Origin of the sequence: Rhodococcus spongiicola, from assembly GCF_004011835.1 — a bacterium.
Classification (GTDB): domain Bacteria; phylum Actinomycetota; class Actinomycetes; order Mycobacteriales; family Mycobacteriaceae; genus Prescottella; species Prescottella spongiicola.
Genome location: NZ_RKLN01000003.1, coordinates 1 through 13,816, shown reverse-complemented (window position 1 = coordinate 13,816; position 13,816 = coordinate 1). Strand labels below are relative to the sequence as shown.

The following is a 13,816-nucleotide window of genomic DNA, read 5'->3' as shown; positions in this document are numbered from 1 at the left end:
TCCTCGAATGGGTTCACGTCCTCCGCATCTTCCTGCGTGTTCAGGGACGTCATCCGTAGTCCTCCTCGCTCGCGGGTGCGTCCGTGGTCTCACCGGTCCAGCTCACCAGCAGGCTCCCCAGCGGCTCGGTTTGCGTGAACAGTACCGACTGCTCCCGGTACAGTTCGAGCAGCGCGAGGAAGCGGGCCACGATCTGGACGGGCATCTCGCATTCGACGATCAGTTCACCGAACGGGACCCACTCGTCCCGTCCGCGCTCCCGAAGTAGCTCGAGGATCCGGGCCGCCTGCTCCGGCACCGACACCGTTGGCACGTGCAGGTGACCGAGCCCGACCGTCGGGACCGGTCGGGGCCGCATCGCCGCCGCCGCTACCTCCGCGAACTGCTGCGGATCGACGCCGAGCAACACCTCAGGGAGCAACTCGACATACCGGTCCTCGACTGACACCGACCTCGGGTAGCGGCGTAGCGCGGCGGCCTCGAACTCGCCGAACAGTTGGGCGACCTGTTTGTAGGCCCGGTACTGCAGCAGGCGCGCGAAGAGGAGGTCGCGGGCTTCGAGCAGCGCCAGGTCGTCGGCGTCGTCCACCTCGCCCGCGGGAAGCAACCGCGCCGCCTTGAGGTCGAGGAGCGTCGCTGCGACCACCAGGAACTCGGTGGTTTGATCCAGGCCGATCTCGCGGCCGAGGCTGCGCGTGTATGCGATGAACTCATCGGTGACCTCGTGCAACGCGACCTCGGTCACGTCCAACTGGTGCTGGTTGATGAGGGTCAGGAGCAAGTCGAACGGGCCCTCGAAATTGCGCAGGCGCACCCGAAAACCGGCGTCATCCGGGGCACCGGTGCCCGGCTTCGCCGTCTCGGCGTCCTCAGCCTCCGCCGTCTCGACCCCCTCAGCGACGTCCGCGTTCACCGGGCACAGCGGTGGATGACCTCGCGAGCCAGTGCCCGGTACGCCTCCGCACCACCGGAATTGGGCGCCCATGTCGTGATCGGCTCGCCCGCGACACTCGTCTCGGGGAACCTCACGGTGCGGTTGATGACGGTGTGGTAGACCAAGTCACCGAAGACCTCCACGACCCGCGACATCACCTCACGGGCGTGCAGCGTACGCACGTCGAACATGGTCACCACGATGCCCTCGAGCGACAACTTCGGGTTGAGACGATCATGCACCTTCTCGATCGTGTCGTTGAGCAATGCGAGCCCGCGCAGCGAGAAGAACTCACACTCCATCGGGATGATCACGCTGTCCGCGCACGCCAACGCGTTGACCGTCAGCAGGCCAAGGGAAGGCTGGCAGTCGATCAGCACGTAGTCGTAGCGGTCGAGCACCGGATCGAGGACCCGCCCCAGCGTCTGCTCGCGCGCGACCTCGGTGACGAGCTGAATCTCGGCCGCCGACAGATCGATGTTGCTCGGCAACAGGTCGAGTCCCTCGATCCTCGTCCGCATGAGCACATCATCGATGGATCTCTTGCGCTCGACCAGCAGGTTGTGAACGGTCAGGTCCAGGTCGTGGTGAGCGACGCCGAGCCCCGCGGACAACGCCCCCTGCGGATCGAGGTCCACGAGCAGCACCCGACGACCGTAATCCGCGAGTGAAGCACCCAAGTTGATCGTCGATGTGGTCTTGCCGACGCCACCCTTCTGATTGCACATCGCAATGACCCGGGCAGGTCCATGACTGCTGACGGGTGTGGGCTCCGGTATGTCGCGCAGCGGGCGGCCGGTGGGACCGAGCGGCACATCGTGCCCCGATTCGAGGTTCCCCACGTACGACAGCGCATCCTGGTGCGCCTGCTCCGCCTGCGATGGCTGAGGTGTCACCACCAATGTCCCCTGTCTTGTCGATCCCGTCCCGTCGCCGAGCTGCTTCCATAACGCTACCGCTTCGTGATCTGAAACGACGCCAACACGCACCACGTCAGCGCGCCCGGGGATGCGCCTGAGACCACACCTCTCTCAGAGCACCCGCGGTGACCATGGTGTACAGCTGTGTCGTCGTCACCGAGGAATGCCCCAACAATTCCTGCACGACCCGTACATCTGCGCCCCCGTCGAGCAGGTGCGTGGCGAACGAGTGCCGCAGCGTATGGGGCGACACACCGACCGATATGCCTGCCTTCTCCGCGGCATCGTGCAAGACCTGCCACGCGCTCTGCCTCGACAACCGGCCTCCCCGGGCGTTGAGGAACAGCGCCGGCGTCCCCTTCGTCACAAGGCCAGGTCGGCCTCGGACGAGGTAGGCGTCGATCGCCGCAATCGCGGGGCGGCCGACAGGTACCACTCGCTCCTTACCGCCCTTTCCTCGCAACAGCACCGAACGTGACTGCCCGTCGATGTCGTCGATGTCGAGACCGACCGCCTCCGAGATACGCGCGCCTGTCGAGTAGAGAAGTTCGAGCAGCGCCCGGTCCCGAACCATGCGCGGAGTGGCCGACGCACCGTCTCCACCGGCCGCGTCGAGTATCGACAACACGTCGTCGAGAGGCAGAGACTTCGGCAGTCGCCGCCCCGGGGCCGGGGGCTTCACCGCACGGGCCACGTCGCCGATCGTCGTGCCTTCCGCGGCCGCGAACCGGTGCAGGCCGCGGACCGCGATCAGCGCCCGCGCTGCCGAACTGGGCGCGAGCGCGGCAGTTCCTGTCTCCGGGTCTCCGCGTCGCAGCGATACGACGAACTCGCTGACGTCGCTCTCGGTGACCCCACCTAAGTCGCGGACGCCCCGATCGGTCAGGAATCGCGCATATCGATCCAGGTCACGCCGGTACGAGCTGAGGGTGTTGCTAGCCGCACCGCGCTCGACCGCAAGGTGGTCCAGATAGGTGTCGATCTGACCGCTCAGCGCGGTCATGTGACATCGCTGTCGGGCCGACCCTGCTTTCGCCGCGCGAACGACTCGGGCCGGTCGACCCATTCGGCGCCCGACGGCCGGAGGGCATCGGGCCGAGCCCGGGCAGCGGCGAGCGCGAGGATCCCGGATACCGCGGTTGCGCTCACGACGTCCCCTCGCAACGCCATCGCCACCGCCTCGTCGAACGGCACCCGGGCGACCTCGAGATCGGCCTCCTCGTCGTGGGCGTCCGGACGACCGACCTCGTGCAGACCTGTCGCGAGAAACACACGCACCGACTCGTCGGTGAACCCGGGTGAGAGGGCGACATCGACGAGGACCGACCACTCGTCGGCCGCGAGTCCGGTCTCCTCCCCGAGCTCCCGACGGGCAGCATCCAGCGGATCCTCACCGGGCTCGTCGAGCAGCCCGGCCGGCAACTCCCACAACCGTCGGCCGAGCGGGTGCCTGTACTGCAGGATGAGCACCAGCCGGTCAGCATCATCGAGCGCCGCGATCGCAACAGCGCCGTGGTGCTCGACAACCTCCCGATCCACTACTCGCCCGCCCGGCATCACCACCTGGTCCACGCGCAGCGCCACGATCGCTCCGCTGTACACGTCACGCGACCCAACGGTGTCGAACTCGTGTTGCCCCGGCCGGCCCATCGGTGGCCGCTACCCGACGCTGTCAGCAGTCGTGGTAGCTGTCTCGGCTTCGTCGTCCGCGCCTACCGCGACCGACCCCTGCTCGCCGGCTTTGAATGCCAGCGCCGCGCCGATGAAGGCCGAAAACAGCGGGTGCGGGCGGGTCGGACGGCTCTTGAGCTCCGGATGCGCCTGCGTCGCAACGAAGAAAGGATGCTTGTCGGCGGGCAACTCGACGAACTCGACGAGGTGGCCGTCCGGCGAAGTGCCGGAGAACTGCAGCCCGCTCTTGGCGATACGGTCGCGATATGCGTTATTGACCTCGTAGCGATGGCGGTGACGCTCGGAGACGTTCTCGGTACCGTATGCCCGCGCGATGACCGAGCCCTCTTCCAGCACCGCCGGGTACGCGCCCAGCCGCATGGTGCCGCCCAGATCCGCCTCTCCGGCGACGATATGCTCCTGGTCCGCCATCGTCGAGATCACCGGATGCTGGGTGTCGGGATCGAACTCCTCCGAGTTCGCGTCGTCGAGACCCACCGAGCGCGCAGCCTCGATGACCACGGCCTGCAGGCCCAGGCACAGGCCGAGTAGCGGAATCCTGTGGTTGCGCGCATAGCGGATGGCACCGAGCTTGCCCTCGATGCCACGGATGCCGAAACCTCCGGGGATCAGCACCCCGTCGACCGCACCGAGCGCCGCGTGAGCACCTGCCTCCGTCGCGCACTCGTCGGAGGGTACCCATGAGATTTCGACCTTGGAATAGTGCGCGAAGCCGCCGGCACGCAACGCCTCGGTCACCGACAGGTACGCATCGGGCAGGTCGACGTACTTGCCGACCAGCGCGACCTTGACGGTCTCGCGCGGGTTGTGGACCCGCTCGAGCAGGTCGCCCCACACACTCCAGTCGACGTCGCGGAAGGGCAGCCCCAACTGACGGACCACGTACGCGTCCAGGCCTTCGCTGTGCAGCACCTTCGGGATGTCGTAGATCGACGGCGCGTCCGGGGTGGAAATGCACGCGTCGACGTCGACGTCACACATCAGCGCGATCTTCGCCTTCAGCGCCTGCGGCACTTCGCGGTCGCAGCGCAGGATCAAGGCGTCGGGCTGAATACCGATGTTGCGGAGTGCTGCCACCGAATGCTGCGTCGGCTTGGTCTTGAGCTCGCCGGACGGACCCAGGTAGGGAACGAGCGAGACATGCAGGAAGAAGACGTTCTCCCGACCCACGTCGTGACGCACCTGCCGGGCCGCTTCGAGGAACGGCTGCGACTCGATATCGCCCACAGTGCCGCCGATCTCGGTGATCACGACGTCGGGCACCTGGCCCTGCGAATCCGGCCCGGCCATCGCGATGACCCGGCTCTTGATCTCGTCGGTGATGTGCGGGATCACCTGGACGGTGTCGCCGAGGTACTCGCCGCGACGCTCCTTGGCGATCACGGCCGAATAGACCTGCCCGGTGGTCACGTTGGCGAACGCATTGAGGTCGCGGTCGAGGAAACGCTCGTAGTGTCCGACGTCTAGGTCGGTTTCGGCGCCGTCCTCGGTGACGAAGACCTCACCGTGCTGGAACGGGTTCATCGTTCCCGGGTCCACGTTGAGGTAGGGGTCGAGCTTCTGCATCGTTACACGCAGGCCGCGCGCGGTGAGCAACTCACCGAGGCTGGAAGCGGTCAATCCCTTACCGAGAGAAGAGGCGACACCCCCGCTCACGAAAATGTGCTTGGTGACCCTACGCGAATGGATGCGTGACTGTGGCAAAGGGGGCTCCCGTGACGACTGTGCAGGACTTGGTCTGATTTGAAGCATGTTGGGGGCCTGCCGACCCACGGGACTTCACGGTAACACCTGTCGGCCTCAACCCTGCACGACGCTCCGTGATACCCGCACGAGATACGTTGCAAACACACTACGACTGCTCCGATCCGACGGTAACCGCGGTCGCGCCGGGACCGGTCCCGTACCGCCCCGAACCGCCTTCCAGCTGTTCCTGGAGCGCGAGAGCGGTCGTGATCCTCCCTGATTCACGGTCGACGTCGTCGACCGTTGTCAGTACCGCCGACACCGCGGCGTCGGCACGCGCAACAGCGATCGGACCGTTGCCTTCAGAGGAAGCGCGATGACCTGCCAGGACCGTTCCGGCCCCGCGACCGTCGAGTGCGTCCGCGAAGCGCGCGATGGCCGCCCCGCGGTTGCCACTGGTGTTGTCCGGGTCACCGCTTCCGGTCAGCACGACCGCGAGCCGGGCCGGCTGTACATTCCCGTCGAAGTCGATGAAGCCGCCACCACGGAGCGTGTCGAGCGCGAGTGCCAGTTCCTCGGGAGTGGTTTGCGGCTGCGCCGTCTGCGGGTTGAGCAACAGCACCGAGCCCAGCAGGTCGCCCGCAAGGCTGCCTTGGTCGATGGCACCGGTCCGGAGCTGAACACCGGCGGGAATGATGTTCGTCACCGTCGTGCGCAGCTGGTCCCCATTGGCCCCGTTGACGAACGACTCCGTGAGCGATACCGGGCCGATGACCGTACCCCCGGCCTGCGCGACGATCCGCTGCAGCCCCTCGAGGTCGCCAGGATCGGCGTCCGGGGTGGTGATGACGACGACCGAGCGCTCCGCGAGGGTGTCACGCACGACCCGGTCGGAGACCGCGGAGTCGAATTGATCCGCCGAGGTGAGCTGCTCGCCGAGGCGATTGTTCGTCTCGGTCAGTTGCTCGATCTCGTTCTGCAGTTGATCCTTGTCGTCACGCAGGCCCGAGAGCATGCCGTCCGACAGCAACCCGGAGCCGAGAACCACGCCGATCGCGAGGGCCAGGAAGATCGCCGCGATGGAGATGGCGTGTTGACGCAACGAAATCACTCGAAGAGCCCCTGAACCCAAAGGGCAAAGCTGTTCCACGTATCGATTGCCCAGTCCACCGCGTCCCCGCCGATGTTCGAGACGGCGAGCGCCACGATCACCGCGGTCAGCGCGGTTAGCACCAAGAGCGCAATGGCGGCACCGGACACCCGACTGCGGTACAGCGTCGCGACGGCCTTGGCGTCAACCAGTTTGGGCCCCACCCTCAGCCGGGTCATGAACGCTGCCGGGTTCGTGTCGCGGCGGTCGCTGTCGAAGAACTCGTCGAGCGAGACCTTGCTGCCGACTGTCACGATCAACGCCGCACCATGGCGATCGGCCAGTAGCAACGCCAGTTCGCTCGCAGACGCCGACGAAGGGAAGGTGACGGCACCGACGCCGAGGTCCTGGATGCGCGAGAGTCCCTGGGCGTGACCGTCCGAGTCCGCGGGCAGCACGACCTCGGCGCCACACTTGAGGGTCTCGCTGGTAATGCCGTCCGGATCCCCGACGATCAGATCGGGGCGGTAGCCGGCCTTTGTCAACGCATCCGCACCAGTGCCGACGCCGATGAGGATCGGTGAGTACTCCTTGATGAACGGCCTCAGCGCCTTGAGATCCGCCTGATGGTCGGGCCCACCCGCCACAATCACGACGTGACGGTCCTCTAGGTTCACGTCGAGGTGCGGGACGCCGACACCATCGATCAGGAGCGGGCTCTCCGACCGAATGAACTCGATCGCGTTGCCCGAGAACGCCTCCAGGTGGTCGACGAGACCGGTCTTGGCTTCGATCACCCGATCGGAAATCTCCGCCTCGGTCAACTCTGTTCCCTCGGTCAGCTTCCTCTCGCCGACATACACGGAACCCTCGTGCAGACGAACCTTCGAACCGTCCTTGATCACCTTGAAGATCTCGGCGTCAGCGGCGTCGATCAGCACGATGCCATTCGCGACCAGGACCTCCGGACCGAGATTCGGGTAGCGGCCGGTGATCGACGTCGATGCGTTGACGACAGCGAGCACGTCGGCCGCGACCAACGCGTCCGCCGTCACTCGATCCAGATCGATCTCGTCGAGAAAGACGACGTCGCCGTGCCCCACGCGACGCAGCAACTTGCCGGTGTCGCGGCCGACCCGAGCGATGCCGCTGATTCCAGGTAGCGATTCGGTCTTACGGGAGAGCAGCGCCGGCATCTTCATGGCCTCGATGATCGCCCGTCGCGATCGGATGTTCCGGAAGGCGCGCCGTGTCGGCTACCACACACGCCACGGCCTCACCACCGAAAAGGCCTGACTCACGGCATCATGCGAACACCGTGCTGCGCTCCTGCCCCGCGATCGACAACAGTTCCTCCGCGTGCGCACGTCCGGTCTCGGTGTCGTCGAGGCCCGCGAGCATGCGGGCGAGCTCGACCACCCGATCATCCTCTGTCAGGGCGCGGACACCGCTGTCGATGCCGCTGCGCTCGTCGTCGATCTTGTCGACGACGAGGTGCGTGTCCGCGAACGCCGCAACCTGTGGCAGGTGAGTGACGACGATGACCTGGTGCGTCCGCGCGAGCCGGGCGAGCCGACGGCCGATCTCGACGGCCGCCCGGCCGCCGACCCCTGCATCTACTTCGTCGAACACCATGGTCGCGCCGCGATCCGATCCCGCGAGCACCACCTCGAGTGCGAGCATCACGCGGGACAGTTCGCCGCCCGACGCGCTCTTGCTGATCGGGAGGGCCTGAGCCCCGCTGTGCGCGGCCAGACGGAACTCCACCTCGTCGACGCCAGACGCTCCGGCGTGCACTTCCCGTCCGTCCACGACGAGCGGAGCCGAGTCATCGGGACCGACCTCACGCGGATGTACGGAGACCTCGAGCGCTGCCCGGCCCATCGCGAGGCCGGACAGTTCCGCACTGACTGCCTTCGCGAGCTTCACGGAAGCCTTTGCCCTTGCGGCGGACAACGCGGCAGCGGCGTCGGCGGTGAGCTCTGCCGCCTCATCCACCCGGGTGGCCAGTGCGGCCAGCGCGTCCGACGAGGTGTCGATCCGCGCGAGCCGCTCACGGGCGGTGTCAGCCCACTCCAGGACACCGTCTATGTCGGCCGCGTACTTCCGGGTCAGCGTCTTGAGTTCGGCCTGGCGGGTCAGCAGGTTGTCGAGTGCACCCGGGTCGCTCGGCAACCCCGACAGGTATGCGGACAGTTCACCCGCCACGTCGGCGACGACAGCAGCCGCTTCGCCCAGCCGTGGGCCGAGTTCGGAGAGTGCGGCATCGTCGGAGGACTCGACCCGCGACCGCGCCTCCCCGAGCAGATCCAGAGCACCGCTTTCGCCGACCGCTCCGTCGTCGAGGCCGGTGAGTGCCGCATGAGCGCCCTCCGCAGCAGCCCGCAACGAATCGAGGTCGCCGAGCCGACGTACCTCGGCCACGATCTCGACGTCCTCGCTCGGGGTCGGCCCGATCCGGTCTATCTCCTCGAGCGCGAATGTCAGCTGATCGGCTTCCTGCGCGAGTTCGCGGGCCCGACCCGTGCGTTCGTCCAGTTCCCGACGGGCTTCCAGCCATTCGGAGCGATGCTTGCTGTACCTGGTGAGCAGCGGCCCGATGGTCTTGTCTGCGAACCGGTCCAGTGCGCTGCGCTGCTCGCCCGGACGCAGCAGGCGCAGCTGATCGTTCTGGCCGTGCACGGTGAGCAGCGGATCGGTGAACTCGGACAATACGCCCGCGGGGACGCTGCGCCCGCCCAGGTGAGCCCGGGAGCGGCCGTCTCCCCCGACGGTCCGGACCGCGATGACACTGCCGTCGTCGTCCCGCTCGGCGCCGCACGATTCGAGGAGCCGGGCCACCGCGCGATCGATCTCCGGCGCTGACTGGTCGACCTGGAACCGTCCTTCGACAACGGCACGGGACGCGCCGACCCGGACCCGGCCCGCGTCAGCGCGCTCCCCGCTCAGCAGATGCAGGCTGGTGACCACCATCGTCTTGCCGGCGCCAGTCTCGCCCGTCAGCACCGTCAGGCCGGAATGGAACTGCACGGACGCCGACGAAATAGCCCCCAGGTTGTCGATCCGAATCTCCGCCAACACCGCTATCGTTTCCTCCCTCGCCATCCCGTCACCGGAAGATCGAACTTGCGCACCATTCGGTCGGCGAAAGGCGCGGAGTCGAGCCGCACCCATCGGATCGGATCCTTGCCTCGGACCACCTCGACGCGACCTCCGGCAGGCAGCTCCAGCGTCCGCCTACCGTCACAGAAGACGAGTCCGTCGTGGCTGTCGGCGACGGTCTCAACCGCGATGACCGACTCCGGGCTCGTGACCAGTGGACGAGCGAAGAGTGCGTGCGCATTGCTGGGGATCACCAGCAGCGCCTCGAGTTGCGGCCACACCACTGGCCCGCCCGCAGAGAAGGCGTATGCGGTGGACCCAGTCGGAGTCGCGATCAGGACGCCGTCACAGCCGAATGAAGACACCGGACGTCCGTCGACCTCGAGCACGACCTCGAGCACCCCGAGACGTGATCGGTTCTCGATGCTTGCCTCGTTGAGCGCCCAGCCACGCTGCACGACCCGGTCCTCGACTCTCACCAGCACGTCGAGAGTCATTCGATGCTCGATGCGGTACTCGCGCCGAATCACCTGTTCCAGTGCGGCTTCGAGGTGCTCGGCCTCTGCCTCCGCGAGAAACCCGATGCGGCCGAGGTTGATCCCGAGTACGGGAACGTCGGCTGACTGGGCGAGTTCGGCGGCTCGCAGAAAGCTACCGTCACCACCGAGTACGATCACCATCTCGCAATCGGACGCCGCACCTGGGCCTTCGGGCACGACGCTGATCACCGGCTTGTCCGGCCCGTCCAACGGCGACCCGACACGGGCGACGTCGACCTCGTTCTCCAGCAGTCGAAGCGCAATCCCTGCACGGGAGCAGATCGCCGCGACGCGACGCGCGGTCTCTGTGATCTCCTCGCGCCCAGAGTGCGCGACGAGGAGAATCTGCCGCTCAGGAAGGTTGGATGCCGACACGTCGGTCCCTGGGGAATCGGTCACTGGGGACCTTCCTCAACCACCCGACGGATCAGGGCCTCGATCGAGGTGCTCTCCACCTGTTCGGATCTCAGTGGCTCACCGTCCTTGCGTAGCCACAAGAAGTACTCGACATTGCCGGACGGGCCCGGAAGGGGGCTCGCGACGGCTCCGACGGTACGCAGACCCAGATTCGCGGCCGCCTCGGCAACCTCCGACACGGCACGCGCGCGCAACTGCGGATCCCGCACGACGCCCCCGGATCCGACTCGCTCCTTGCCGACCTCGAACTGGGGCTTGACCATCGGGATCAGGTCCGCCCCGGCGTCGACACACGCGGCGAGCGCCGGCAACACCAACTTCAGCGAGATGAACGACAAGTCGGCCACCACGAGATCGACTGGGCCGCCGATCGTGTCGGCGTCGATTGATCGCACGTTGGTCCGGTCCACGACGTGGACCCGATCGTCGGACTGCAGACGCCACACCAGTTGGCCGTACCCCACATCGACCGCAACCACCTCGCGCGCACCGTTGTGCAGTAGGACGTCAGTGAAGCCGCCCGTGGAGGCGCCCGCGTCCAGGCACCTACGGCCTTCGACCGTCAGTCCCTGCGGCACGAAGGCGTCGAGCGCGCCGATCAGCTTGTGCGCACCCCGGGAGGCCCACGAGATCTCGTCGTCGAGCTCGGTGACGAGAAGTGGAGTACCCGTCTCGATCGCGGTCGCGGGCTTGGTCGCAACGGTGCCCGCAATCCGCACGCGGCCCGCGGAGATCAACTCCACCGCTTGCTCGCGTGAGCGCGCAAGCCCCCGCCGCACCAACTCCGCATCGACTCTTGCTCGACGTGCCACCTCAGACCTTGTCCACTGCTGCCAAGGACTCGACGAGAACATCGTGAGCCCGTTCGAGAATCTGTGCCTGCCGGGCGAGCGCTTCGGGGTCACCGCTGTCGGCGCCGGCACCCTCGGCGCCGACACTGTCCAACCGGTCGAGCAGGGCGTCGACCCGGCTGTGAACGTCCGCCGGGTCGACACCACCACCCGATCCGGGTAGGTGTTGGCCTGGAACTGGTACTGACGTGCCCATCGGTGCAAACCTAGCCCATCGACCTGACCACCGGCGACTGCGGCACGGGACGTTCTGTCGGACCGTCACATATCGCCAAGTAGAAACGCCACCGCCGCGTGGGCGTCGTCGTCAGCCGTGCGGACCCGGACGAACTCGGGATGCCGCCATGCGGCGTCGAGAACGGACAGGAAAGCCGCTGAACGATCCACGCGGGACTCGACCGCGGCCTCGCGATTCTCCGACCGGACGACCAGATCACCACCCACGAATTCGACGCTCCACCCGGGACGAGATGTGACTGCCGCGTCCCCGGCCAGGCGGTTGAGCGCGTCGAGGGACTCGGCGACGTAGGTCGGGCGGTGGAGCGTGTCCGCGCGCAGGAGCTCTGCCGTCGTGCTGACTCCGGTTAGGACGAGCAACGAATCCACCCCGACCGCGTTTGCCCCGGCGATGTCGGTGTCGAGACGATCGCCGATGACCAACGCCCGGGCCGCACCGGAACGGTTCAGCGCATCCTCCAACAACGGGGCCGCCGGCTTGCCCGCGACAACCGGTTCTCGCGCCGTCGCGGTCCGCAACGCGGCCACCAGCGAGCCGTTGCCCAGGACCAGGCCACGCTCGGTGGGAAGAGTCGTGTCCACGTTCGCCGCGACCCACGTCGCACCCGCACGGATCGCCAACGTGGCTTCGGCGAGGATCGACCAATCCGTGGCCGGCGAATGCCCCTGGACGACGGCAATCGGTGAGTCCTCGAACCGCCGGACCGGCCGCAGACCGACGTTCGCCACCTCATCCGCGAGGGCATCGGTGCCGACGACCAACACGGCGGACCCTGGCTCGAGCCGCTCGAACAGAAGGCGCGCCGCCGACTGCGAACTCGTGACCACATCGGCGTCCGTGGCGTCGAATCCGAGCTCGCGCAAGTGGCTGGCGACCTGCGCCGGACTGCGGCTCGCGTTGTTGGTGACGTAGAACTGACGCTCAGCGCCCGCGGCCAGCGCCTCACGCGCGCCGGGAATGGCCTCCGGACCCTGATAGACAGTGCCATCCAGGTCGAGGAGCAGAACGTCGTACCCTGCCCTGAGAGGGGTGCTCACGGAATCCGTCACTATCCCTCCCCGGTCAGCTCGGCCACCCGCTCCTCTGCATCCGTTTCACCATCGAGGTCAGCTGCGGCGGAGTTGAGGAACCACTCGAGTCCGTCCTTTGTCCGACCCGCCGCGACCAACGCGTCGGCGTAGGCGTAGAACAGCCGTGCGGCAGCCGATCCGGTGCGCTTGGCATCGAGATCAGAGGTCTGCAGTGTGACGACCGCCTGGTCGAACTGTCCGAGATCCATGCGTGCTCCTGCCACGACCATCCGCAGCTCGCTCGCGTCGTCCCCGGTGAGCTGGCGAGCCTCGTCGCTTCGGCCCAGCTCGATCGCGCGCTCGGGACGTCCGAGCCCTCGCTCGCAGTCCGCCATGACCGACAGGAAACCCGGGCCACCCGACATCCGTCGAGCGGCACGTAGCTCCGACAAAGCCTCCGCCCACTCACCCGCGCGATAGGCGGTGATACCGGCAGTCTCGCGTACAACAGCGATGCGCCCAGCGCGCTGTCGCGCTGCCCGAGCATGCGCCAGAGCCAGGCGCGGATCATCATCGATGAGGCGGCTGGCCATCACGAGATGACGCGCAACCGCATTCGCATTGTTCTTGTCCAGGCTCAGCAAATCGCGGCGAACTGCGGAGTCCAGTTCGCCTGCTTCGACATCCTCGGGAATGTCGGGCTCGTCGCGGCGTGGCTCGCGGCGCTGCGGACCGCCTGCGCGGTCGCGACCACGTTCCGGACCGGAACTGCCTCTGCCGCTTCGGTCCCGAGGTGCACCACCGGTTCGACGACGATCGTCACCTCCGCGGCTGGCGAACTGGCGGCGGTCATCACCACGACCATCGCCTCGGCGTTCCCGTCGTTCCTCACCGCGTCTGTCGTCACGCCTGTCCTCGCGGCGGGCGTCAGCGCGCCGCTCGTCGCGACCGCGCCACTGACCCGTTCCTCGAGCCTGTCGGTCGCCGCGGTCCCGGCCCCTAGGCGCCTGGCGCCGGTCATCCTCCCGGCCGGCCTGGCGTAGGTCATCCCGCTGGCCACGACGGTGTACCGGCCGGCCGCTACGTCGTTCCTCGGAATCATGGGTGCCGTCTCCGCGGAATTTCCGACGATCACCACTGCTTTCCGACACGGCCATTCCTTTCATACAAAACACGAAAGGGGACCCACTGTGTCGGGTCCCCTTTCGGCAACGGGTGTTCGGCGGTGTCCTACTCTCCCACACCCTGTCGGGTGCAGTACCATCGGCGCTGGAGGGCTTAGCTTCCGGGTTCGGAATGGGGCCGGGCGTTTCCCCTCCGCTATGGCCGCCGTAACT

The 13,816-nt window shown here is 67.1% G+C and carries 13 protein-coding genes and 1 rRNA gene; all 14 read right to left on the bottom strand.

Translation table 11 applies throughout. The features are described 5' to 3' along the window. Window positions 1-49: 49 nt before the first annotated feature. The 14 genes from EF834_RS08295 to rrf all read right to left on the bottom strand — a co-directional run bounded on the left by EF834_RS08295 (window position 50) and on the right by rrf (window position 13,813). A complete protein-coding gene (locus EF834_RS08295; protein WP_408014485.1) occupies window positions 50-913 on the bottom strand; it encodes a segregation and condensation protein A in 864 nt (287 codons plus the stop codon). Then, window positions 910-1,785 (bottom strand): ParA family protein, encoded by an 876-nt coding sequence (locus EF834_RS08290; RefSeq protein ID WP_235871112.1) that lies wholly within the window; start codon window positions 1,783-1,785, stop codon window positions 910-912. The genes EF834_RS08295 and EF834_RS08290 overlap by 4 nt, the downstream gene beginning before the upstream one ends. A gap of 142 nt (window positions 1,786-1,927) precedes the next feature. Further along, window positions 1,928-2,857: a site-specific tyrosine recombinase XerD gene (gene xerD / locus EF834_RS08285; protein ID WP_127946764.1), complete on the bottom strand. Its 930-nt coding sequence runs from the start codon at window positions 2,855-2,857 to the stop codon at window positions 1,928-1,930. Continuing rightward, complete coding sequence (locus tag EF834_RS08280) at window positions 2,854-3,504, bottom strand: NUDIX domain-containing protein (protein ID WP_127946763.1); 651 nt, start codon at window positions 3,502-3,504, stop codon at window positions 2,854-2,856. The genes xerD and EF834_RS08280 overlap by 4 nt, the downstream gene beginning before the upstream one ends. 9 nt (window positions 3,505-3,513) lie before the next feature. Next, on the bottom strand, window positions 3,514-5,250 hold the full coding sequence (locus EF834_RS08275) for a CTP synthase (RefSeq protein ID WP_127946762.1): 1,737 nt from the start codon (window positions 5,248-5,250) through the stop codon (window positions 3,514-3,516). A gap of 148 nt (window positions 5,251-5,398) precedes the next feature. Continuing rightward, window positions 5,399-6,343 carry a copper transporter gene (locus EF834_RS08270; protein ID WP_164874096.1) on the bottom strand — a complete coding sequence of 315 codons (945 nt, stop codon included), beginning with the start codon at window positions 6,341-6,343 and terminating at the stop codon, window positions 5,399-5,401. After that, the gene (gene steA, locus EF834_RS08265; protein WP_127946760.1) at window positions 6,340-7,524 is read right to left on the bottom strand and encodes a putative cytokinetic ring protein SteA; all 1,185 of its coding nucleotides are present in this window, start codon (window positions 7,522-7,524) and stop codon (window positions 6,340-6,342) included. The genes EF834_RS08270 and steA overlap by 4 nt, the downstream gene beginning before the upstream one ends. A gap of 103 nt (window positions 7,525-7,627) precedes the next feature. Continuing rightward, on the bottom strand, window positions 7,628-9,403 hold the full coding sequence (gene recN, locus EF834_RS08260) for a DNA repair protein RecN (RefSeq protein ID WP_127947292.1): 1,776 nt from the start codon (window positions 9,401-9,403) through the stop codon (window positions 7,628-7,630). Between the two features lie 2 nt (window positions 9,404-9,405). Further along, window positions 9,406-10,338 carry an NAD kinase gene (locus tag EF834_RS08255; protein ID WP_127947291.1) on the bottom strand — a complete coding sequence of 311 codons (933 nt, stop codon included), beginning with the start codon at window positions 10,336-10,338 and terminating at the stop codon, window positions 9,406-9,408. A gap of 20 nt (window positions 10,339-10,358) precedes the next feature. Then, window positions 10,359-11,192, bottom strand: a complete 834-nt coding sequence (locus tag EF834_RS08250) for a TlyA family RNA methyltransferase (RefSeq protein WP_127946759.1) — start codon at window positions 11,190-11,192, stop codon at window positions 10,359-10,361. 1 nt (window position 11,193) lies between these two features. Next, on the bottom strand, window positions 11,194-11,427 hold the full coding sequence (locus tag EF834_RS08245) for a hypothetical protein (protein WP_127946758.1): 234 nt from the start codon (window positions 11,425-11,427) through the stop codon (window positions 11,194-11,196). A gap of 65 nt (window positions 11,428-11,492) precedes the next feature. Next, window positions 11,493-12,506, bottom strand: a complete 1,014-nt coding sequence (locus tag EF834_RS08240; RefSeq protein ID WP_127946757.1) for an HAD-IIA family hydrolase — start codon at window positions 12,504-12,506, stop codon at window positions 11,493-11,495. A gap of 11 nt (window positions 12,507-12,517) precedes the next feature. Continuing rightward, complete coding sequence (locus EF834_RS08235; protein WP_408014484.1) at window positions 12,518-13,636, bottom strand: hypothetical protein; 1,119 nt, start codon at window positions 13,634-13,636, stop codon at window positions 12,518-12,520. Between the two features lie 60 nt (window positions 13,637-13,696). Next, window positions 13,697-13,813 (bottom strand): 5S ribosomal RNA (gene rrf / locus EF834_RS08230). Window positions 13,814-13,816: the final 3 nt, after the last annotated feature.

Excerpts from the sequence above, each read along its gene's own strand:
- xerD (WP_127946764.1), bottom strand. The coding sequence starts at position 2,857 with ATGACCGCGCTGAGCGGTCAGATCGACACCTATCTGGACCACCTTGCG.
- EF834_RS08280 (WP_127946763.1), bottom strand. The coding sequence starts at position 3,504 with ATGGGCCGGCCGGGGCAACACGAGTTCGACACCGTTGGGTCGCGTGAC.
- EF834_RS08245 (WP_127946758.1), bottom strand. The coding sequence starts at position 11,427 with ATGGGCACGTCAGTACCAGTTCCAGGCCAACACCTACCCGGATCGGGT.
- EF834_RS08235 (WP_408014484.1), bottom strand. The coding sequence starts at position 13,636 with ATGGCCGTGTCGGAAAGCAGTGGTGATCGTCGGAAATTCCGCGGAGAC.
- steA (WP_127946760.1), bottom strand. The coding sequence starts at position 7,524 with ATGAAGATGCCGGCGCTGCTCTCCCGTAAGACCGAATCGCTACCTGGA.